The sequence below is a fragment of the Geobacter argillaceus genome (assembly GCF_007830735.1).
GTDB classification, from domain to species: domain Bacteria; phylum Desulfobacterota; class Desulfuromonadia; order Geobacterales; family DSM-12255; genus Geomobilibacter; species Geomobilibacter argillaceus.
Genome location: NZ_VLLN01000021.1, coordinates 60,063 through 81,983 on the forward strand (window position 1 = coordinate 60,063; position 21,921 = coordinate 81,983).

The window sequence follows — 21,921 nt, forward strand, 5'->3', positions numbered from 1 at the left end:
TCACTCTCCCCCTTCCGCCACTGCCATGACCGCCCTCACCACTTGGTAGTGACTGATGCAGCGGCAGAAGTTGCCGGACAGCGCCTCCTTCACCTCCTCCTCGGTGGGAGAAGGGGTCGCGTCCAGGAGCGCCCTGGCGCTCAGGATCATGCCGGGTGTGCAGAAACCGCACTGAAAGGCGGTGTGGTCGATGAACGACTGCTGCAGGGGATCGAGCCTGCCACTCTTCGGATCCGCCAACCCTTCGATGGTAACGATGCTTTTCCCCTGGCATTCGACGGTCAGGGTCATGCAGGAAAGGATCGCCGTCCCGTCCATCAGCACGGTGCACGATCCGCAGGCGCCGTTGTCGCAGGTAATCTTGGTGCCGGTCAGCCCCAGCGTCTCCCGCAGGGTATGGGCAAGGGTATGGGAGGTGGCCACCTGGTGGGGCTGGCTGCCGATCTCCAGCTCCACCTGATTTCCGTTGACCAGGAAGCCGACCCGCTCCGCCGTGCACCTTATTGTGTCGCTCATTTCAGCCATGCGTTTCCTCCAATCCGCTCAATCCAGTTGCGCCCCGAGCTGCCGGGACAGCACCTTCACCGCTGCAGCCACCGACGGCCCGAACTGCCGGGCTGTTTCAGCGGGAAAGAAGCCGAACAGGGCTATGTAGCCGATCGGTGATCCGTTCGGACCGATCACCGGCGCAGCCACCGAATTGAGCCCCGGCTTCATCTCCCCCAGGTCCAGCGCGAATCCGTCTCGACGGCAGTCGGCAAGCTCCCGCAGCAGGCGCTCCCTGTCGAGCTTATCCGGGGTCCCGTGGAAATAGAGCTTATCCTCCCCCAGGAGCAGGCCGAGCTCCTCCCGGGGGAGGCAGGCGGCAATCGCTTTGCCGTGCGAACCATAGCTGACCGGAAAACGGTGGCCGATCCGGACCGTGACGCCGACATCCACCCCGCCTTCATGCTTGGCCACCACGTACACCGTCCGGTCGGCGATCAGCCCCAGCGTGGCAGTCCCGCCGATCCCGGTTGCCAGATCCTCCAGGAGCGGCTCCGCCAGACGGGGAGCGTTGAAGTCGTCCAGGACCTTGCGGGAGAGCGTGATCAGACCCGGACCGAGGGCATACCCCTTCCGGTCGCCATACCGCTGCACCAGCCCGAATCGCTGCATCGTCTGCAGGATGGAGTACGCCTTGCTCTTGTGTATCCCCACCTGGCTGCAGATCTCCGGCAGACTCATCTGGGAGGAGCTGTTGCCGGCGAGACAGAACAGCACACGTGCAGCCTGCTCTACAGCCGGCACCATATATTTCTCATCGCTGCGATTTTTTGCGTCCGCCATTTAAGTTCTCCACACAGAACCTTTGTTCTGTATATAAAAACTAACACAACGATACGTACTGCGTCAAGCGCAAACACCACAATTCAAAACATGGGTTTATCTGACACAAACAAACTATGTACAGCAACGTAGCGCCACAACGCGCCTTCCAAATACACAAAACAATCGCAACATTTCGCCTTACCAACCAAGATTACATCCGAAATAACGTAGCATATCTGAAATATCGTATACTACTTTCAATCACCCCCAGCAACTTCACAATCAAAAAAAATGTTATACCTTAGACTGTTATCCACCATGGATTTGAAATTAACACCCTACCTTGAGCAGATACACGACGAAATATCGTCTCACTTCAACATCACCCAACTCCATAAAAATATATTCTACCCAAATATGTAAATGTTTTTAGATAGTTACAAACAACAACGTCCTAATGAATTGCATGGTATCAACTTTGCAAAACATTATTATACAAACTTGCCATTCATTCATCCGCACGTTACGGGCGAGGAGCAGGAAGCGAGCTTACGCATCAATAGGAGGAGACCTGTGGATCAAGCAGACGTTGCACCTGTTGATTTTGCGCCGGCAGCAGTCAATGTAATGGAGACACCTGACGGGGGATACCTCCTCAGCTCTCCCGTTCCCCTTGAACCCTATGAGGAAAGCCTGGGGGTGATGTTGCGCCGCTGGGCCAAAGATGCTCCCGAAAGGATTTTTCTCGGGGAAAGGGACGCTACCGGACAATGGGGTCTCCTGACGTACGGCGAAGCCGATCATCGTGCCGACGCCATCGCCCAGGCGCTCATCGACCGGGACCTCAGCCCCGACCGGCCGGTCATGATCCTCTCCGGAAACTCCATCGGCCATGCACTGGTCACGCTCGGAGGGTTCGTCGCCGGTGTCCCGGTGGTACCGGTCTCACCTGCCTATTCGCTGCTCAGCCAGGATTTTGCCAAGCTCAGGGCCATAGTCGACGAGGTCCGTCCGGCTCTTATCTATGTGGAAAAGGCCGGACCGTTTGCCCGCGCCCTCGACGTCCTGGACCTTTCCGGCGTGGAGGTTGTCACTTCGGACGGACAGACGGATCGCCCCACCACCCGCCTGTCCACACTTCTTGAGACCAGTCCCACCCAACAGGTTGCCCAAAGATTTGCCCGGGTCGACTCTTCATCAATTGCCAAAATCCTCTATTCATCCGGGTCGACCGGCATTCCCAAGGGGGTGCTCAACAGCCACGGCATGCTCTGTGCGAACCAGCAGATGATGGCCCAGGCATGGCCATTCACGGAGAAGACACCGCCAGTCCTGGTGGACTGGCTCCCCTGGAACCACACCTTCGGAGGTAATCACAACTTCAACCTGGTCCTCAAGCGGGGCGGGACGCTGTACATCGACGGAGGGAAACCGGTCCCCGGCATGATCGAGCAGACGGTGAGGAACCTGGCGGATATCTCGCCAACCATCTACTTCAACGTTCCGGCCGGTTTCGCCATGCTGCTCCCGTTTCTGGAGAGTGACGCAGAGCTGCGCAACAACTTCTTCAAGAAGCTGCAACTCATCTTTTACGCGGCAGCTGCCCTGCCGCAGGACCTGTGGCAACGGCTGGAGGCGGTGTCGATTCTGGCAACCGGCAGGAAAGTGCCCATGACCTCCTCCTGGGGAGCAACGGAGACCTCACCTGCCGTGACCTCCGCCCATTTCCCCATCGACAGGGCAGGTGTCATCGGCATCCCCCTGCCGGGGGTCACTCTCAAGATGGTGCCGGATCGCGGCAAATTCGAGCTGCGGGTCAAGGGACCGAATGTAACCCCCGGCTACCTGCATCAACCGGACCTGACCAGTGCGGCCTTTGACGAGGATGGTTTCTACCGGATCGGCGATGCCGGGGCGTTTGCCGACCCCGCCGTTCCCTGCAAAGGGATCACCTTCAAAGGCCGGGTCGCCGAAGATTTCAAGCTCAGCACCGGGACCTGGGTCCATGTGGGGCTGTTGAGAGTGGGGATCCTGGCCGCGACGGCCCCTGCCCTGCAGGATCTCCTGGTCACCGGCCATGACCGGGATTACGTCGGGATTCTCGCCTGGCCGAACATCCAGGGATGCAGACAGATCTGCCGAAACGAGGGAGAACTGACTGCTGAGGACCTTCTGGCCAGCAGGGAATTGGCTGACTATCTCAGGGAAGCGTTAACGAACTACAACGCCCAGCAGGAAGGCTCTTCCACACTGGTCCGGCGGATCATGCTCATGACCGCTCCCCCTTCCATCGACGCCAACGAGATTACGGATAAAGGGTACATAAATCAGAGGGCAGCCCTGGAGATGCGGAAACGGCTCGTGGAGCAGCTGTATGCCGGGGAAACGGCACCGGAGGTGATCATTGTATAATTCGACCGCTGGCCTGTCAGGACACACAGAGAGGGTCCCATGGATTCACAGACAATATTGATCCTTGCCCAGGACGGACTTACCAACGGAGCGATCTACGTCCTGCTTTCGGTGGCGCTCATTCTGGTCTTCGGCGTCACGCGCGTTGTGCTGATACCGCAAGGCGAGTTCGTATCCTACGGGGCGTTGACACTTGCCAGCCTGCAACTCGGGGCCATGCCCGGGACGGTATGGCTGCTGCTGATCATGGCCGGTATAGCTGCGATCATGGAGACGTACCGGTTGCTGTCAACTGGAGCGGGCCGGGAGTTGCCGCGCGTTCTTGCCATGACGCTCGTGCCGCCCGTTGCCATCGCCGCCCTGGTGAAAATCTGCATCCCCCTGCAGTTGGCACTCGGCTGGCAGGTACTGTTGGCCATACTGATCGTGACGCCGCTCGGTCCCCTTGTCTACCGGGTGGCTTTCCGTCCGCTCGCCGATGCAAGCGTGCTGGTGCTGCTCATAGCAGCGGTGGCGACCCACTTTGTCCTGGTCGGGCTAGGACTATTGTTCTTCGGCGCTGAAGGGGTTCGCACCCCGCCCTTTTCCGACGCGCAGCTGACGTTCGGCACCCTCACCGTTTCCGGGCAGAGCCTCTGGGTATATGCGACCAGCTTCGTGTTTATCTCGTTTCTCGCCTGGTTCTTCAGCAGGACCCTGTACGGCAAGGCGCTGCGGGCCGTGGCATTCAACCGTAACGGTGCCCGTCTGGTAGGCATCAGCCCGCACCTGGCAGGCACGGTCACCTTTGCCTTTGCAGCGGCCATCGGTTGTCTGTCAGGGGTCCTGATCGGTCCGATCACCACGCTGTACTACGACTCAGGCTTCCTGATCGGCCTCAAAGGCTTTGTCGGCGCGATTGTCGGCGGCATGGCCAGTTATCCGCTGGCGGCAGCCGGTGCCTTCATGGTCGGGTTTCTGGAATCGTTCTCGTCATTCTGGCTGAGCGGCTACAAGGACGTCATCGTGTTTACCATCATCATCCCCATACTGTTGTGGCGTTCACTATCGAGCATTCACTACGAGGAAGAAGAATGATACGCCGTATCGGGTTGGCACTGTTCCTGGCACTGTTGGCGATCCTGCCGCTCTGCTCCTCATTCTACATCACCCTGGGGAGCTATATCGGGCTCTACAGCATGGTGGCGCTCGGCCTCGTGCTCCTGACCGGCGTCGCCGGCCTGACCTCGTTCGGACAGGCGGCCTTCATGGGGGTTGCCGCGTACACAACAGCCATACTCACCATACAATTCGGCTGGTCTCCCTGGCTGACCCTGCTCATTGCCCTGGCGTTGACGATGGCAATTGCCTTCATCCTCGGGGCGATCACCCTGCGCATGGGGGGCCATTATCTTCCCCTGGCCACCATCGCCTGGGGGATCAGCCTCTATTTTCTCTTCGGAACCGTCCCGGCCCTGGGCGGCTCCACCGGCATCTCCGACATCAAGGCGCTACAGCTGTTCGGCATGGAACTCAGGGATGAGAGGATATTCTACTATCTCATCTGGGCGGTCTGTCTTTCAGCCCTCTGGGTCACCATCAACCTGCTGGACTCCCGCGAAGGGCGGGCGATCCGGGCGCTCAAGGGCGGAACATCGATGGTGGAAGCCTTTGGTGCCAGCGGCCATCGGCTGAAAAACATCGTCTTCGTCTATTCCGCGGGACTCGCCTGCCTGGCAGGCTGGCTCTATGCCCACATGCAGCGCTTTGTGAACCCCTCCCCCTTTGGCCTCAACCAGGGGATCGAATTCCTGTTCATGATCACCATCGGCGGCCCCTTCAGCGTCTGGGGGGCGATAGCCGGCGCCACGGTGATCACGCTCCTGAAAACAGTGCTCCAGGGGATTCTGCCAAAACTGATCCCCCAGACCGGCAATTTCGAGATCATCGTGTTCGGCATCATGATCGTAGCGGTGCTCCAATGGATGCGGGGCGGCATCTGGTCACTGGTCGAACGGCTGCTCCCACCGAAGCCGAACAAACCGATCAACGACTCTTCGGACCTGTCGATGCGCGACCAGCCATCGCGGGGGACTGTGCTGCTCAGGGTGGATGGAGTTACAAAGGCATACGGCGGACTGGTGGCGGTCAAGAAGATGAGCTTCGAACTGTCCGCCGGTGAAATCGTCGGACTGATCGGTCCCAACGGGGCCGGCAAGTCCACGATGTTCAACCTGATCAGCGGCGAGGTGCCCCGCACGGCGGGAAGCATCTACCTGGGCTCGGAAAACATCAGCGGCCTGCGACCTTCCCAGATTGCCCGGCGTGGACTCAGTCGGACCTTTCAACACGTACGGCTGATCCCCGGTATGACGACCATCGAGAACGTCATGATCGGCGCGTATTTACGCACGCACGACGGCATCTTCGCCGCCGGCCTGCGCCTGAATCAGACAAGGGAAGCCCGGGTCCGCGCGGAAGCGGCCAGGCAGCTCCGACGTGTCGGGCTCGAGGACAGCATGTTCGTGCCTGCCGGGAGCCTGTCACTCGGCAAACAGCGCATCGTTGAAATTGCCCGTGCCCTTTGCGGCGATCCTCTGCTGTTGCTCCTTGACGAGCCGGCAGCAGGGCTGAGACACCTGGAGAAAAAGGAACTGGCGGCCTTGCTGGCGGAACTGCGCGGCCAGGGGTTGAGTGTTCTGATCGTCGAACACGACATGGATTTCCTGATGAATCTCGTTGACCGGATCGTGGTCATGGAATTCGGCGAGAAACTGGCCGAGGGATTGCCGCGGGAGATACGCTCCAATCCGGCAGTGCTCGAAGCGTACCTGGGAGGGGTGTGATGACGGAACGTCTGCTCACCGTGCGTGACCTTAATGTCCGCTACGGCAAGGTCGAAGCGGTTTACCGGGCATCCCTCGACGTGGACCGGGGGACCATCGTCAGCGTCATCGGTCCGAACGGCGCCGGTAAATCGACACTTTTGAATGCCCTCATGGGTGTGCTCCCGTCACGGGGGAGTGTCGAATTCTGCGGCAACGACATGGCGCGGCTTTCTGTCGAGCGGAGGGTGAGCCAGGGGCTCTGCCTGGTTCCGGAAACGCGGGAGCTTTTCGCACAGATGTCCGTGGAGGACAACCTGGAGCTGGGTGCGTTTACCCGCTACCGGCGTGGCGACAAAGGTATCCGGCAGAGCCTGAACGAGGTGTTCGCACTGTTCCCCCGATTGGAGCAGCGGCGCACCCAGTTCGCCGGCAGCCTTTCCGGCGGCGAACGACAGATGCTCGCCCTGGGCCGGGCGCTCATGAGCCAGCCGACCCTGCTGATGCTGGATGAACCGAGCCTGGGGCTGGCGCCGCTCATTGTCAAAGAGATCCTGCACGCCATCAGCGACCTGCGTTCCACGGGAGTCAGCATCCTCTTGATCGAACAGAACGCCCGCGCGGCCCTGCAGATTTCCGACTACGGCTATGTGCTCGAAAACGGGGAGATTGCCCTGGAAGGACCGAGTAGTGATCTGGCCACCAATCCGCGGATCGTAGAGAGTTATCTCGGGATCGGAGGAGGTGAGGAGGCTTCCGGAGGAGATGGCGTGCCCAGGGGCGAATAAACCCGGAACCAACCGAGAACGTCAAAAGCAATTGAACACGGATCAACGCTGACGTAGACGGATCAACGCGGATACCCAAGGCATGACCGGACCGTTCAAGTCCGCGTAAATCCGTTCCAATCCGCGTCCATCCGCGTTTCATTGCCGTTCAGGTTTTATTGGAGCCGTAAAGGACTGACAGCGACAGCGAACAACAGAAAAACAACGGAGCAAAAGGTACACAACCCGGTGTGCTCGCAAGGGCCACCCACTTAAAGGAGGCGTGAGATGAAACAGAGTATGGTCGTAATCAGCATGGTTGCCGTCATGGCGACGGCCGCTGCCGCACGGGCGGACATCACGATTGGCGTGAACCTCTCATCGACAGGACCGGCAGCATCTCTCGGCATGCCGGAAAAGAATGCCATCACGATCGGCCCCTCGGTCATCGCCGGGCAGAAGGTGAACTACGTCATCTATGATGACGCCACCGATACCACCAACGCCGTGCAGAACGTGAAGCGACTGATCTCGGAGGCAAAGGCCGATGTAATCATCGGACCCACCACCTCACCGACCTCAAAGGCCGTTACTGACACGGTCGCGGAATCAAAAACCCCCATGATCCAGCTTTCGCCCGGCATTGCCGCATCTTCCGACGATCCCAAGCGGAGGTGGATCTTCAGCGCCCCGCCGGCCGACGCAGTGTACGCCGATGCCCTGATCAGGCACATGGTCAAGAAAGGGGTCAAGACGGTTTCCGTGATCGCGGTTGATGACGCCTACGGAGAAAACTGCACCGTAGCATACCGGAAGATCGCGGACCAGAAGGGGATCAAGACCCTGACGGTCGAGAAATACAAGAGGGCCGACACCAGCGCCACCGCGCAGGTACTGAAGGCGATGCAGGGCAATCCCGACGCGGTCTATATCGCCTCCTCCGGGACCCCGGGTGCGCTGCCCCACGTGGCGCTGATCGATCGCGGCTACAAGGGCAAGATCTACCAGTCGGGCGGTTCTGCCAATGCCGAATTCCTCCGCGTCGGCGGCAAGGCGTTGGAAGGTTCGTTCATGCTCGGCTCACCGCTCCTTGCTGCCGAGCAGTTCCCCAATGGGTATCCGGCCAAGAAGGAGGCCCTCGACTTTGTGAAGGCATACGAAGCCAAGTACGGTGCCCGCAACTTCTTTGCCTCCCTGGGGTGGAATGCGCTGAAGATCGTTGAGGCCGCTGTCCCCAAAGCGCTGAAGGTTGCCAAACCCGGCACGGAGAAGTTCCGGGTTGCCCTTCGTGACGCAATCGAAGGCACCAAGGGGCTCAGGGGCGCCGGGACCGTGTTCACCATGACCAAAACCGATCATACGGGGATCAACCAGCTCGGCATGTGCGTGCTGAAGGTAGAAAACGGCAAATGGAAGCTGGAAGATCACGCTGAGTTCAAGTAGTCCGGCAACACCGCCCCCCCTCTCCCAATACAGGGAAAGGGGGGGCGCAGAAGGCTTTTGTCGGAGCAGTATTGAAAAGGGGCCTGTTCATGGATTTCAAAGATATTCTCGTTCATATCGACAATACCAGACAGTGCGAGACCCGGTTGGAACTGGCGATCAGACTTGCCAGGGAGCACAACGCCTACCTGACCGGACTCTACGTGATTACTCACCCCCACTATGCACCGCAAGGCGAAGGGCTGAACCAGAAGGTGAGGCAGGCAAAGGAGCTGTTTCAATCGAAAACAGCCGGGGCGGGTATAGATGCCGAGTACCTCTGCGCCGACTGGGGGGTCACCGGCGACAGCATGGTGGAAATTCTCAATCACTATGCACATCGAAAGGATCTGGTCATTGTCGGTCAGACCGTTCAGGACGGGCCGCCGGAGGATGCCCCCGCTGATCTCCCCGAGCGGGTTGTCCTCGGTTCGGGCCGACCGGTGCTCGTTGTCCCCTATGCGGGGAGGTTCGGCAACGTGGGAGAACGGGTGGTCGTGGCATGGAGAGCCGGACGGGCATCGGCACGGGCACTCCACGATGCCATGCCGTTCCTGCTCAAGGCCAAACAGGTTTTCGTGGTAACGATAAAGTCGTCAGGCGACCAGGAGGTGGCAGATATCTATGGCGATGGTACAATCGTTACCCATCTGGAACGTTACAACATTCGGGTCAAGGAAGAAACCCTTGAAACCGGGGATGCCCCTGTGGGCAACCTGCTGATGAATTATGCCTGGGAACATGGCTGCTACCTGCTGGTCATGGGTGTGCCCGCCCAGACAGCTCACGGGACAACGGCCATTGGGCCGGTTGCCAGGGCATTCTTCGAGCATATGACCTTGCCGGTGTTGATGTCCAATTGAACAAAGGGAGACACGACCGTGCTTGTTACGGATCACGATCTGCAGAGAGTCCTCTGCGAAATATTACGGCACGCCGGCAGTGACGAGTACGAAGCAGGCCTGGTAGCCGACCATCTGGTACGGGCCAACCTGACCGGGCATGACAGCCATGGAGCAGGTATGCTCCCCAACTATGTCAGGAGTGTGCAGGCTGGGTTGCTGCTGCCGGGCACGACTGCCAGCCTGGTACGGGACGATGGTTCGATCATGGTATTCGATGGTCAGCGGGGGTATGGCCAACGTGTGGCCGCAGAGTCGATGGATGCCGCCATCCGGCGCTGCCGGGAGACCGGCCTGGTGGTCATGGCGCTCCGCAATGCCCATCACATCGGCAGGGTGGGCTCCTATGGCGAGCAGAGCATCGCTGCGGGTCTGGTGTCCCTCCACTTCGTCAATGTCATCGATCATGCACCGCTCGTCGTCCCCTTTGGCGGCCGGGATGCCCGCTACTCCACCAACCCGCTCTGCATGGCCATGCCGGCGACCGCCGGCACCCCCGCCATCCTCCTGGACATGGCCACCAGCAAGATAGCGCTGGGCAAGGCCCGCGTGGCACAGAACAGCGGTAAAACGGTGGCGCCGGGGCTGCTGCTGGATCACCAGGGAGAGGCGACCACCGATCCGGCGGTCATGTTCCGGGAGCCGCGGGGGGCGCTGCTCCCCTTTGGCGACCACAAAGGATACGGCCTGGCGTTCTTCTGCGAGCTGCTGGCCGGGGTGCTGACCGGAGGTGGCACCATCCAGCCGGGAAACCCGCGCCAGGGGAGCATCGTCAACAACATGCTGACCTTTGTCGTCGATCCCGGACGCCTGGTCGACCATGACTGGATGCAGGCGGAAATAGACGCCGTCACCCGCTATGTCAAGGGATCACCGCCCGCATCGCCCGGCGGAACAGTCATGGTAGCCGGTGACCCGGAACGGAAGATGGTTGCCGAGCGGCAATCGGCTGGCATCCCGGTGGATGATGGTACCTGGGAAGAGATTCTGCAGGCCGGCGAACAGGTGGGACTCAGCCGTTCGCGGTTGGAGTCGTTTGTTGCAGCAAAGATGCCGTGTCGTTGACCACGCACCGATTGTCCCGGATCTGCCGCTTCGCCACGCCGGTTCCCGGCCACCCGCCTTCGCTGGAGGTGATGTTTCCCAGGGTCAACTCCTTCTCCCGGAAAAGCGTCCCCGTCGCCTCTCCACGGAGCAAGGCCGGCAGCGCATTACGAGCGACCTGTTCCTGGGCACCCTCTACCGTGTGAAAGCAGAGGTTAAGCTGATCCCCTTCCCCCTGGGACCGTACTTCGGCGCTGAAATCGAGCACGCCGGGGATCGGGAAGAGCGCCTCGTCCAGGGCGGGCATACGAATTCGTCCCCCATCTTTAAAGGAAATCTCCGCCCCAATCCTCCCCTGCACCCGGCCCAGACGCTTCAGGACGGTGCCACAGGGACAGGGGGCAGTGACAAGACGCGCCAGGTCGCCGGTCCGGTAACGCACCAGCGGCATCCCACGGCGGCAGAGGGTCGTGAAGACCACCTCCCCTTCCTCCCCGTCGGCGACCGGCATGCCGGTTCCGGGATCAACGATTTCAGTATAGAGATCGGCTTCGCGCAGGTGGTATCCGTCACCGGCCTCGCACTCGACCCCTCCCCCCAGACCGGTCTCGGTCATGCCGTAGTGGGTGAGGACGCGGCAGCCCCACGACCGCTCCAGTTCCCGCTCGATCGCCTTCGGTACGTAGTCGGTGGAAAGAAGGACGCTTGCCACCCACCCCTTCGGGATCGTCCCGGCAAGGTCGCCACGCGCCAGGGCCAGCAGCTGGGTGGGAATCCCCACCAGGCAGGGACGGGGGTGTTTCATGATGGTGGCCCGCGCCGCCGCCTGGTCGCGCACCGGGCCGAACACCACCGGTTTCACCTTTGTCCTGACCAGGGCTCTGGCCAAAAGGTCCCCCACGCTGTCCGGGAGCTCGCCGGGGAGAAAGATGATTACCGTCCCGCCCGGCTCCACGAGGGTCGTCATCCCGTGGGCGAAGAAATCGACGGTGGCTTCCAGGTCCTGGGCGGTGAAGAAAACCCGCTTTGCCGGGCCGGTGGTTCCCGAGCTCTGCAGCGTCACCACCCTTTCGATCTCGTCCTGTGAGCTGCACAGCATCCTCAGTCCCTGTTCCCGAAGGTCGTCGGCGGTCGTGAAGGGTAGTTTGGAGAATCTGATTAGGTCAGTTACCGAGTCCCCTTCGATGCCGGCGAAGAGATCGCGGTAAAAGGGGCTCTTCTCCCTCACGTAGTCGATTGTCTCCCGCAGCCTTTGCAACTGATACCGGGCAATCCGCTCCGTCAGGGTGACGTCACCGTGACCGGGCACCCTTGCAGCAAGCCAGTCCTCCAGCGGCGTCTTATTCACGCAATATCCTCCCTCACGCCTTGATTCACTGCACCGCGGTAGAGGCTCCGCCCATCCCTGCCGGTAAGGTTGTAGGCACAAAACGGCACCAGTCTGCCGTCTGTGGATATGACCGAAATGCAGCACCCCCTCAGCCGCTCCAGGTCGAGGTTTTCGGCATCCTGGAACGCCATGGCGGATATGGTGAAACTCCTGGTGGCAACCTCCCGGAGAAAAACATCCAGGTCAAGAACCCCTTCGACCCGGACCGCGTCCGCGCTGCTCCCGCAGCAGCAGGCGGTCTGCTCCGACAGCGGGGGACGGTTGGACGGCAGCTTCCAGCGGCGCGACACGGTATCGACGGTCTTTCTGATCCCCCCGCCGCCGCAATCCGCCGTACAGCAGCTGTCGCCGCTCGTCGCGCCGAGCGGGCGCAGCCCGCCGTCAGCCGAGTAAAGGTACGTGGCGTGAAAGGAACAGTGGGCATGTTCGCCACCGGGGGGAGAAAAGTCCGCCACCTTGAGCAGCCCGCCGGTCTGTGCTTCGAGACATCGCATCAGTTCAGGCAGCGTAACTCGGTCGCCGCCGCCGCTCAACTCCGAAAAGCGGCCGAAATAGCTGACCGGCTGGAAATGGATGCCCCGCACGATCGGGGCGAGTTGCAGGGCCTGCCGTACGATGGCGCCGATGGCGTCACTGTTGACTCCCCTCACGATGGTCGGGACCAGGACGACGCCGAGGCCGGCCTCGCCGGCATTCCTGACGGCCCGGAGTTTCTGTTCCAGAAGCGCTCTTCCCCTCAAGGTGCGGTAGATCCCATCGTCAACCCCGTCGAACTGGAGGAATACCGACGAAAGCCCTGCCGCGCTCAGCCGGTCTGCGTAGTTCCTGTCAGAGGCAAGGCGAAGACCGTTCGTATTGAGCTGGATGAAAGAAAACCCGATCCGCCTGGCCGCTGCGACGATCTCCGGGAGGTCGTCCCGCAGGGTGGGTTCCCCCCCCGATAGCTGTAGGTTGCACGGACCAGCTGCCGCCATGGCCCGTTCCAGCAGCGTTGCTATCTTCTCCAACGATGGATCATCTGTTTCCCCATGGCCGGCATCGGCGAAACAGACGGCGCATTGCAGGTTGCACCGGTCCGTCACTTCCAGCAGAACCGAGCAGGGCATCTGTTCATGGGTGCTGCACAGGCCACAGTCGAAAGGGCACCCCCTGTCAACGGTTCCATAGCAGATCTCCGGATGGACCGGTGCCTTGGGCCGCCGCCATTCGGCCATGGACGGTTCGCCGCGCCAGATGAGGGTCCTGAAGGAGCCGTGTTCTTCACACGTTTTGTCCTGAAAAACCTCGTCGCCCAGCAACAGCCGTGTCGCAGGAATGCGCCTGAGGCAGACGGGACAGAGACTTTCGGTTACATCCGGCTGCGTATCGTTCATGACCGTATCCATTAGGTAAATGTGGCCCCCGATTTTCGGGCAACCAGAAGGAAATAGCTGATTCCTGAGCGGTCGGTCTTTTCACCTTTCTGTCTCTGACAGCACCCCCATGAGTCCGGCAGGCATTCGCCGGCAAGGATCATACGGACAGCGAACTCCTTGAGCAGCCGGTCGTGTGCCTCCCAGAGGAGAGGGGTGAAACCGCGCGCGGATAACGAATCAAGAAGCTCCTGCTGCAAGAGGAGTCCATCTGCCTGTCCAGCCGTTCCGTGGTCGCCTTTACCGAACAGGTCGCTCAGTACCAGATATCCCCCACCCTTCACGACCCGGGCAAACTCGTCGAGAGCCGCAGACCTGTCGTCGAGAATGGAAAGGACGCATTCACAAAGGAGGAGATCGAAGGTGTCGCTGCCGAAGGGGATCGTTTCCGCCCGGCCCCGGATGAAACGAGCCGTTTCAAGCCGGGTGGCAGCTTCGCTGAGGAGCGTTTCCGAATGGTCGAGTCCTACCAGGCGGTAGTGACCGGTCCGTTCCAGGTGCTGCAGTGTCCCACCCGCACCGCAGCCGATATCGGCGACAAGGGAACCGGCAGGGAGGTCGCAGATTTCCAACGCCCTCTCAGTGAGCACAGGGCCACCGGGTCGTATGCATGGCCCCACGACGCGGCCGATCTCCGACCAGTTGAACGTGGTATCGTTCATCATGTCACCGGTAAGGCTACTTGTCTTCCAGCGCCTGCTCTGCCTCGGCCACCTTTCCGGTCGCCAGTTCCTCCGCAATGAGGATGAAACCGCACCGGGAGCAGGCCGGAAGATTGATGGGGAATATGGACTGCATGTACTGAAGCCTGACCGTCTGGACTTCCAAGGGCGTTTGGCACTGATTGCAGGTCCAGTCGCTGTTACTGCCGGACTTCACCCACTCCTTCGTGCTCCCGCCCGACTTCATCACCATCCTGTGGGAATAGGCAGTATGAACCTGATAGCCCCCATCGATCCGACTGTATTCCACCCAGTAGGTGACCGCCTTAGGTCGATAAAAGGCGAGAGACCGGTGGGTGACAGTGTTCATCAGCTTCTTCCCGGAGGTCTCGGCATGATGGATAACTTTCTGCACATCTTCCCTCAGGATCGAACGACCCTCCAAGAGACGCTCTATCTCCGCGCTGATATGCAAACTTATCTGCTCATCTGTATTCATCTTGTGTCTCAATCCTGCCCAGGCCCGTCTCGGTTAACATTTCACCACCCGCACCCTCCCCCCGAAGTTCTCTTCTTCACGCGGCAGAGCGACGTCATCATATTCATAACTGTTGATGCCTTCCAGTTCTTGAAGCAGGGCCATACCACCGCGCAGCAGATGGACATCCACCTCAGCCCCTGCCGCTACCACCGAAGGCTCTTTGGGGAGCATCGCAACGGCGTTGGCTCTGTGCATGGTACGCAGCTTACAAGACTTCTGGTCACCACAGGTGGTGGCAATGTAGCGGCCATTCTCCATTTCCACGCGAACCGGCTGGCAATGAACACTGCCCGGCTTTTTGTGCGTCTCTTCGCGAAGCGTCGCCTTAAAGTACGGCCGGACCACCCGGCGATGCCCCATCATCCTGAGCAGCGCCGGCCTGACGAACTCCTCGAACGTGATCATGGTCGATACCGGGTTACCGGGAAGAGAAAAGACCGGCGTCCCCCCTTTCATGCCAAAGGCTTTCGGACCACCCGGTTTTATATCAACTTTCCACAATAGCTGTCGAACCCCCAGTTCGGCCAGCACGCCCCGCACAAAATCCCGATCACCGCCAGAAACACCGGCAGTAGTGATCAAGGCATCGGCCTTCAGCCCCGCCAGCACCTGTTCCCTGAGGCTCTCCCTGTTGTCGCGGGCTATGCTCAGGATGACCGGCTCGGCACCGATCTCCCTGAGAGCGGCAGCCAGGTACTGGGCATTGCTGTTGATGATCCGCCCGGCAGCCGGCGGCTCTCCCAATTCGATAAGTTCGTCGCCGGTGGAGAGCACTGCCACCCGCGCCTTCTGGTAGACCGGCACAACCGCCTTGCCAAAGGAGGCCAGCACACTTATCTCCTGCGACTGAACGACCGTACCCGCTGTCAGCACCGTGTCGCCGGTTGCCACATCTTCGCCTTGGAAGCGAATATGCTGCCGGGAACGGACCGGCGCCATAATTGTCACGTAACCATCGGCCTCAGCCGTCTCTTCAACCGGCACCACCGCATCACAGTTGTGCGGGATAGGTGCACCGGTCATGATACGGACGGCGCATCCCCCCAGAACCGGCGTCGACACGTTGCCCCCTGCCGGAATAAAGCCGGTGATCCGCAGGGTCCTCCCTTCGACGGTACAATCAGCACTAGCCAGGGCAAAACCGTCCCTGGCCGAGTTGTCGTAGTGCGGCATATCCCAGGTTGCTGTCATATCCTTTGCCAGGACCCTGCCCAGGGCGGACTGCAGATCGACACGCTCCACCCCCAGCGGCGTCACCTTGCCAAGGATTATCCGGAGAGCTTCCTCTAAACTTGGCATTTCACCCATCCTCCGAAATCTACGCCACATCCATGGTGGGTGCGTACCGGATCATACCCCCCCGACATAGCCGGGGGGCCTATCTCTTTTATTAGTCTATAATGTCCTATCACTTCTCTGACAGTCTGGCAACACTGTCCAGCAGCTTCTGTAACCCATGTTTTTTCATCAATGATTCAAGGCCAATTTCCATCTCGCTTACGCTTGGCTTTTCTTCTTCCACTTCCTCTTCCCGTTCTTCATAGATCAGGGCATCGACCAGGCACCATTTGACACATATGGGCTCGTCTTCGCCATCGCACATATCGCACTTGAGAGGAAGACCGGAGTCGGGCTCTTTGAACAGGTCCCTGGCCGGGCAGGAAGCTCGGCAGGAGTCGCACTCGCTGTATTCCTTGCCGTCCATTATGTACTTGTTTCTGCCCATGCATTCGGACTCGGTATACTCACCCGCGAATACAGGCATCCAGATATCCTCAAGTCGGTTCGTGACAATCTGAATACGGGACCGGGCCGGGTTATTGCTGCTGTATGGCGGAACGGCGTGAAAAGCGGAACACATTATCTCGCAGGTCCGGCAGCCGTTACACTTGTCAGCATTGACCGTGATTGTCCTGATCTTTTTCTTAATTTTGGCCATTTTTCAATATACCTCTCTTTTCCAAGTCATCGGCAACATAGCCCAGATCAAGTTCTTCCAGCTTTTCCCGCGTGGGAATACCGTCGTGATTCCATCCCTTGAATTTGTAATAGGTGGACAGGAGTTCTTCCTCGAGTTCGGGAAATCTTTTTTTCCAATGATCCGCCGGCGGCTTCTCATCGGCCCTCGTGATCCCTTTTCTGTTATTGTATGCCCTGTGCAGGTTCCGGTTCCTGTTGACAATTTTCTTCAGGCCGGCCTCATCCAGGTCCATCCCGGTCGCGGCCGAGATCAATAGCGGGTAGTTGTGTATATGATAGGGGGGCTTGAAGCAAAACGATGACATACCGCAGCACATACCGCAGGCATCATCAATGTTGTGCATCATTTCCATCCAATCCACGATTTCAGAAGCTATGTCAGGGGTCGGGTAATACGGTATCGACTTTTCTCCCCGTGGTTCCCAGTCCAGCACCCATTGCTTGAACTTTTCATCGGGAAGCTGGGGCCAATCCCTGACAAAGTTTTCTCGCTGCTCCATCGTGGGAAATGCCGACTGGGGCCATTGCCCTTCCATCTGGGTAATACTTATCTTCTCATTGGTGGAAAGCATCAGGTAATAGAGCGGATCCATCGTTCCGAGTTTGATGGGAAGCTGCTCATGCTTCTTGATGGTATTGTGGTCGAAAGCCTCCGCGCCATTGCCAATCTTGCGGGCCGCAAAATAGACGCCGTCAGCCAGCACATCGCCGATTCCTTCCCGCCGCACAACCCTGTCAAGCAGCCAGAAGAATCTCCCCTCCTTATCGGACGGACATCCTGCGAAATCCTTGTCGGTCAGAATGCCGGCTTCATAGAGCTCGACGGCGAAAGCCAGGATCTGCGGGGTTGAGAAGGAATCGACCCCGTACTCGGAAGCGCGTTGCAGGATTTTCCAGCCGAAATCCAGGTCGTCGACATACGCCGCCATGGCATAGGTAAGTTTCCCGAAACATTTTGCCATGTATCGGGGAGCATCCTTCGGGGAAACCAATGCCCCGCAGTGCTGGGGACAGTTGAAGCAGCTTATCAGCCGCTTTACCGCACCATGTTGAGACTTTGTCCAGGATGCATCGATCTCATCGGTCCAGAAATCCCTTCTCCGGGTGCGGGCATTCCCCCAGGCGAAATTTTCGGTGTGCCACTTCTCATCGGTATGCTTCATCTCCTGTGGCGATCCGATCCCGGACATAATGGTCATGACGTCCTGAATAGGATTGTTGTTCCGGAAGTGTATATACTCCGTCACGTCCTTCATATGCTTCATGAACTCTTCCGGTCGGGCAAGATAGACGTCCTTGGTTCCCCGAACGGCAATTGCCTTTATCTTCTTGTCGCCCATAACGGCTCCGCCACCGAGTCTGCTGGCGCTCGACCTGGACTGCTCGATGGAAGCGGTGAAGACCCGATTCTCGCCGGCCAGGCCGATGGCTGCCACCTGGGCTTTAGGCTGATTCAGCTCTTTGCGGATAAGGTCTTGCGTTTCTAAAGCGCCTTTCCCCTGCAAATGCGAGGCATCACGTATTTCCACCTTGTCATTGTTGATGTACAGATACACCCAGTCGGGGGACTTGTTGCGAAAGATCACCTTGTCATAACCGGCATACTTCAATTCCGCCGCGAAAAACCCTCCCATCATCGGATAGACCAATGTACCCGACTGCGGCGAAACAAAGGTGACGACGGAACGATTGGCACTGAAAACAGGCGTGCCGTTTAACAGACCGGTGCTGAATACAAGCAGGTTCTCGGGATCAAACGCCTTGACCTCCGGCGGAACCCTGTCCCAGTGCAACTTGATGCTGGTACCCAGCCCCCCGAGATGCAACTCCATCAACTTGGGGTCGGTTGCCACCCGTTCAATGTTTCCTGTTGCCAAGTCAACTTCCAAATAATATCCAGCCTCTGCGTATCTCATGTTTACCCCTCTTTCTTTAGTCTGCTATCCTGAGGCACTTCTTCAGTGAATGCTGGCAAAAACCTCCGCACGCTTCCTTGACGCTGCCCCCCCGGCCCTCGAGATGAGGCTCCAGTAGCTTGGGGTCGATTGCTACCCGTTCAATGTTTCCCGTTGCCACGTTAATTTCCAAATAACATCCAGCCTCTTCGCATTTCATGTTTACCCCCCTTTTGACTGTTTACTTAATCTGATGCCCCATCTGGCGAGTACGTCGCTGGTTCTCCCTTTCCCCACGGCTGGTGACATTCTGCGATCACCGGAAAACAAAAAGGGCGCTCTCCGGATGGAAAGGCCCCCTGACGGCGCAGAAATACATCCGCGTCGTTGGGTCCCCTTTGCATAAGGAAGGCAAGGCCGTTTCCAGCGATACCCATAGGCCGGACCGCCTTGAGGGTTTCCCTTTTAGGCGCCGCGGCTCGGAGACTGTGTTCAATTTTAGGTATTGCCCACGGCTGCTACTGCCAGCAAAACAGCCGGAAAAACAAAAGGGGCGCTCTCTTGATAGAAAGGCCCCTTGACGGCGCAGCTATGCTTCCGCGCCGTTGGGTCCCCTTTGCAAAAGGAAGGCAAGGCCGTTTCCAGCGATACCCATAGGCCGGACCGCCATGAGGGTTTTCCCTTTTAGGCGCCACGGCTCGGAGACTGTTGCTTATTTGTTGTAAACTGGTACTACATTACCACTTTAACTGTCAAGAGAAAAATCACGGGAGAGGCAAGGGGTGGGTTTGCTGTCCTGGTTGATTACCAGGACTATCACTAAAGGAGATTATATGGCGCGCATGCATAATCCCGCACATCCCGGCGAAGTACTGCGTGAATTTCTGCCGGGGGTCAGGGGTCAGGTCAGACATTCGGACATTTGTTCAACTCACCACGTATTGCTTCTATGGCCTCTGTCAGCCGCGCATCGGCCTGAGACTGGCATAACATTTTTTGCGCAGCTTTACCAAGTGCGGACGCATCACGGTTGACGAGCTTCCCCAACTCCGTAAGGGAAAGGTGCGACGTCCCCACTACGATTACGGCCGCGAGTGCTCTAGCCTCACTGAATGGCCGAGCCTTTGTTATCGGGCTTTGAAGTCACGTGCCTCCTCGCCCGGATGCGTCTGCCTCATATGCGATTTCTGTTGGACATTGTTCTTGAATTGCTGATTGACTCTGTACGTCATTGCCGTATATTGGGTCTATGGCCACATTCGTCGAATCACCGCTATTTACCAAACAGGTTCATGATTATCTGACGGATGACGAATATCGGGTTTTTCAGGCGTTCCTTGCAACTTCTCCAGACGCAGGTGACGTGGTTCGCGGTTCCGGTGGCGTTCGCAAGGTTCGCTGGAACCGTCGCGGTACCGGCAAAAGCGGTGGCGTCAGGATACTATTTTTTGCCCGGACAGAAGCCGGTGAGATCTGGTTACTTCTGATTTATGCCAAAAGCGCAGTTGACAGCATTCCTGGCCACATTCTCAAAGCACTCAAAGAGGAGATGGAACATGCCACTCGATGAAAAAGAACTACTTGCACGCGATGCAAAGCGCAACATTGGTGAAGAACTGCTCCAGGCTGTTCGGGACATCAAAGCCGGCAAGGTCGGGCGAGTTTCTACGCTGGAAGTTTCTCCAATTGCTACCGCTCGTCAAAAAATCGGTCTTTCCCAGAGTGAGTTCGCAAAGATGCTTGGAGTGTCGCTTCGCACTCTCCAAGAGTGGGAGCAAGGGCGCCGAACCCCATCCGGTGCGGCAAAGTCCCTCATCACTATTGCCATTAAGAGACCGGAGGTTATTAAGGAATTGCTCGCAGCTTAAGTTTCACCGTACCCAACTTCTGCAATACAAGAGTCCGTACCCTTGAATGAGCTGCTTGCATGGAGCTTGAGGGTCAGAGCTTGATTATCAGGTCTTGAAAAATCATTTTATTGCCAAATCTGCCCACAAATACTTATTTTTCAAGACCCCAGCGACACCCCCTAACGTTCTCAATCATCTTCGCTCTAATATGCACGGCACTTCTATAATGTTGCTCTCATCGCGAATGTAAAAGCTGCCCGTTGTTGAAAACACATGTTTTTCTGCATTATCCATTATTCGTCGGTTCAATCTTGCAACGTTTGTCGGACTTAGCTCTACGACCTCGTTTTGAGGTTGCTCATAAGTTCCATATAGACCCACAGTGGGGCCGAGAGGGAAGAATACTTCCGTATTTTTCAAGCCAAATCCAACTGGTCCATCTATCCTTTCATTTTTCCACACTAAAGTGACAGGGTGATCGGAACAAATAAAAGTAGGACCAGAAGGGGGCGCAACAAATACAGACCAAATTCGTTCACCTAAAACGGATAATATCTTGTCGAACGTTTCAAGCTCTATACGTAAATTCCCTTCAGGTAAAAACTCAATGTCGTATTCTCCACCCTCTACAAAACGCTTCACATCCTCGTATGAGGAATGATTTTGTTGGCTAAGGTACCCTGCTTCTCTCGCTTTCTTGACTTGATGTTCAAATATTTCTTTTTTTGATACCAACATGTGAGAGATCATATTCATCATGTGCTCACGAGCTTTGTTAAAGGAAGTGCGTAGTTTTGGATTCCGGACAGCTATAAGTCCGAGAAGGTTTAGTATGTAGTTGATGTCTTCATCGTTGGGGTAAGCCTGGGTTTGTACGACTCTGCGGCAGGCTTCAATCATGAGAGCCTCTACCGGAGAAAAGGCTTGTTCAATGACATCAGGAGAATGACCTTCAATGTCGACGCGATTAAAATCACGTTGCGCCGCAACATTCTTCGGAGAAGTACGAAACCAGGTTCCTTTGTCCAGTTCCAGAACATAGAAAAGCCCATCTTTCTTCCCGGTATCAGTGAATGCTGCTAAATATCCTTGCGGAAGATAATGATGTTTTCTAGTACCTATTAACATTTAAAAGTTCGGATAAAGCCTCTTCAGCTTGATCCGGGCATCAGTTGTTGTAAATTGCCAGTCAATCTTATTGGTACAGTTATTTCGGTCTTTTTCCCATGCAGTCACTTCGGCCTGCATTGTTGCCATATCAGGGATCCGGCGATCAAGGCACTGCCCCTTAAGCACGCTGAGTTCAATCTCGGCCATATTCAGCCAACTGCCGTGCTTGGGCGTGTAATGTATATCAAGTCGTTCAGCCAGTCTTCTGGCTTCTTGAGGTTCAAACGTTTCGTAGAGAGAGGCAATGCTGTGGGTATTCAGGTTATCCATAACCAGACGCACTTTAATCGCATCCGGAT

The 21,921-nt window shown here is 57.8% G+C and carries 20 protein-coding genes and 2 riboswitches; of the genes, 9 read left to right on the forward strand and 11 right to left on the reverse strand.

Annotation, left to right across the window (positions count from 1 at the left end; all coding sequences use genetic code 11):
- Both JN12_RS15325 and JN12_RS15330 read right to left on the reverse strand, forming a co-directional pair.
- Positions 1 to 525, reverse strand: coding sequence for a (2Fe-2S)-binding protein (locus tag JN12_RS15325; RefSeq protein WP_211360556.1), 525 nt, complete (start codon positions 523 to 525; stop codon positions 1 to 3).
- An 18-nt stretch (positions 526 to 543) separates the two neighbouring features.
- The gene (locus JN12_RS15330; protein ID WP_145024307.1) at positions 544 to 1,329 is read right to left on the reverse strand and encodes an IclR family transcriptional regulator; all 786 of its coding nucleotides are present in this window, start codon (positions 1,327 to 1,329) and stop codon (positions 544 to 546) included.
- 555 nt (positions 1,330 to 1,884) lie between these two features.
- On the opposite strand from JN12_RS15330, the gene JN12_RS15335 reads away from it, so the two are divergent.
- The 7 genes from JN12_RS15335 to JN12_RS15365 all read left to right on the forward strand — a co-directional run bounded on the left by JN12_RS15335 (position 1,885) and on the right by JN12_RS15365 (position 10,743).
- A complete protein-coding gene (locus tag JN12_RS15335; RefSeq protein WP_145024309.1) occupies positions 1,885 to 3,723 on the forward strand; it encodes a feruloyl-CoA synthase in 1,839 nt (612 codons plus the stop codon).
- A 39-nt stretch (positions 3,724 to 3,762) separates the two neighbouring features.
- The gene (locus JN12_RS15340) at positions 3,763 to 4,800 is read left to right on the forward strand and encodes a branched-chain amino acid ABC transporter permease (protein ID WP_145024311.1); all 1,038 of its coding nucleotides are present in this window, start codon (positions 3,763 to 3,765) and stop codon (positions 4,798 to 4,800) included.
- Positions 4,797 to 6,548, forward strand: a complete 1,752-nt coding sequence (locus JN12_RS15345; RefSeq protein ID WP_145024313.1) for a branched-chain amino acid ABC transporter ATP-binding protein/permease — start codon at positions 4,797 to 4,799, stop codon at positions 6,546 to 6,548. The genes JN12_RS15340 and JN12_RS15345 overlap by 4 nt, the downstream gene beginning before the upstream one ends.
- Positions 6,548 to 7,315: an ABC transporter ATP-binding protein gene (locus JN12_RS15350; protein ID WP_145024315.1), complete on the forward strand. Its 768-nt coding sequence runs from the start codon at positions 6,548 to 6,550 to the stop codon at positions 7,313 to 7,315. Before JN12_RS15345 ends, JN12_RS15350 begins: the two co-directional genes overlap by 1 nt.
- Positions 7,316 to 7,582: 267 nt before the next feature.
- Positions 7,583 to 8,737 (forward strand): ABC transporter substrate-binding protein, encoded by a 1,155-nt coding sequence (locus JN12_RS15355; protein ID WP_145024317.1) that lies wholly within the window; start codon positions 7,583 to 7,585, stop codon positions 8,735 to 8,737.
- Between the two features lie 89 nt (positions 8,738 to 8,826).
- Complete coding sequence (locus JN12_RS15360; protein ID WP_145024319.1) at positions 8,827 to 9,639, forward strand: universal stress protein; 813 nt, start codon at positions 8,827 to 8,829, stop codon at positions 9,637 to 9,639.
- An 18-nt stretch (positions 9,640 to 9,657) separates the two neighbouring features.
- Positions 9,658 to 10,743, forward strand: a complete 1,086-nt coding sequence (locus JN12_RS15365) for a malate/lactate/ureidoglycolate dehydrogenase (RefSeq protein WP_145024321.1) — start codon at positions 9,658 to 9,660, stop codon at positions 10,741 to 10,743.
- Here the strand turns inward: JN12_RS15365 and JN12_RS15370 are convergent.
- From JN12_RS15370 to JN12_RS15400, 7 genes are all read right to left on the reverse strand, one after another.
- The gene (locus tag JN12_RS15370; RefSeq protein WP_145024323.1) at positions 10,691 to 12,070 is read right to left on the reverse strand and encodes a DVU_1553 family AMP-dependent CoA ligase; all 1,380 of its coding nucleotides are present in this window, start codon (positions 12,068 to 12,070) and stop codon (positions 10,691 to 10,693) included. The genes JN12_RS15365 and JN12_RS15370 overlap by 53 nt on opposite strands.
- Entirely contained in the window at positions 12,067 to 13,485 is a 1,419-nt protein-coding gene (trsS, locus tag JN12_RS15375) for a radical SAM (seleno)protein TrsS (protein ID WP_145024325.1), read from the reverse strand. The genes JN12_RS15370 and trsS overlap by 4 nt, the downstream gene beginning before the upstream one ends.
- A gap of 11 nt (positions 13,486 to 13,496) precedes the next feature.
- A complete protein-coding gene (trsM, locus tag JN12_RS15380; protein ID WP_145024328.1) occupies positions 13,497 to 14,186 on the reverse strand; it encodes a DVU_1556 family methyltransferase in 690 nt (229 codons plus the stop codon).
- A 16-nt stretch (positions 14,187 to 14,202) separates the two neighbouring features.
- Positions 14,203 to 14,685, reverse strand: a complete 483-nt coding sequence (locus JN12_RS15385) for a DVU_1557 family redox protein (protein ID WP_145024330.1) — start codon at positions 14,683 to 14,685, stop codon at positions 14,203 to 14,205.
- Positions 14,686 to 14,718: 33 nt separating this feature from the next.
- A complete protein-coding gene (locus tag JN12_RS15390; protein ID WP_145024332.1) occupies positions 14,719 to 16,026 on the reverse strand; it encodes a molybdopterin molybdotransferase MoeA in 1,308 nt (435 codons plus the stop codon).
- A 109-nt stretch (positions 16,027 to 16,135) separates the two neighbouring features.
- The gene (locus tag JN12_RS15395; protein ID WP_145024334.1) at positions 16,136 to 16,666 is read right to left on the reverse strand and encodes a 4Fe-4S dicluster domain-containing protein; all 531 of its coding nucleotides are present in this window, start codon (positions 16,664 to 16,666) and stop codon (positions 16,136 to 16,138) included.
- Positions 16,653 to 18,623, reverse strand: coding sequence for an aldehyde ferredoxin oxidoreductase N-terminal domain-containing protein (locus JN12_RS15400; protein ID WP_145024336.1), 1,971 nt, complete (start codon positions 18,621 to 18,623; stop codon positions 16,653 to 16,655). Before JN12_RS15400 ends, JN12_RS15395 begins: the two co-directional genes overlap by 14 nt.
- Before the next feature lie 356 nt (positions 18,624 to 18,979).
- Positions 18,980 to 19,099: riboswitch (molybdenum cofactor riboswitch) on the reverse strand.
- A 98-nt stretch (positions 19,100 to 19,197) separates the two neighbouring features.
- Positions 19,198 to 19,318: riboswitch (molybdenum cofactor riboswitch) on the reverse strand.
- Positions 19,319 to 19,851: 533 nt separating this feature from the next.
- On the opposite strand from JN12_RS15400, the gene JN12_RS15415 reads away from it, so the two are divergent.
- Both JN12_RS15415 and JN12_RS15420 read left to right on the forward strand, forming a co-directional pair.
- A complete protein-coding gene (locus JN12_RS15415) occupies positions 19,852 to 20,172 on the forward strand; it encodes a type II toxin-antitoxin system RelE/ParE family toxin (protein ID WP_246125886.1) in 321 nt (106 codons plus the stop codon).
- The gene (locus tag JN12_RS15420) at positions 20,159 to 20,470 is read left to right on the forward strand and encodes a helix-turn-helix domain-containing protein (RefSeq protein WP_145024342.1); all 312 of its coding nucleotides are present in this window, start codon (positions 20,159 to 20,161) and stop codon (positions 20,468 to 20,470) included. The genes JN12_RS15415 and JN12_RS15420 overlap by 14 nt, the downstream gene beginning before the upstream one ends.
- 174 nt (positions 20,471 to 20,644) lie before the next feature.
- On the opposite strand, the gene JN12_RS15425 is transcribed toward JN12_RS15420, so the two are convergent.
- Positions 20,645 to 21,580, reverse strand: coding sequence for a DUF4238 domain-containing protein (locus JN12_RS15425; protein WP_145024344.1), 936 nt, complete (start codon positions 21,578 to 21,580; stop codon positions 20,645 to 20,647).
- Positions 21,581 to 21,921: transposase (locus tag JN12_RS15430; protein ID WP_211360557.1), on the reverse strand; the 341-nt coding region annotated here is incomplete at its 5' end.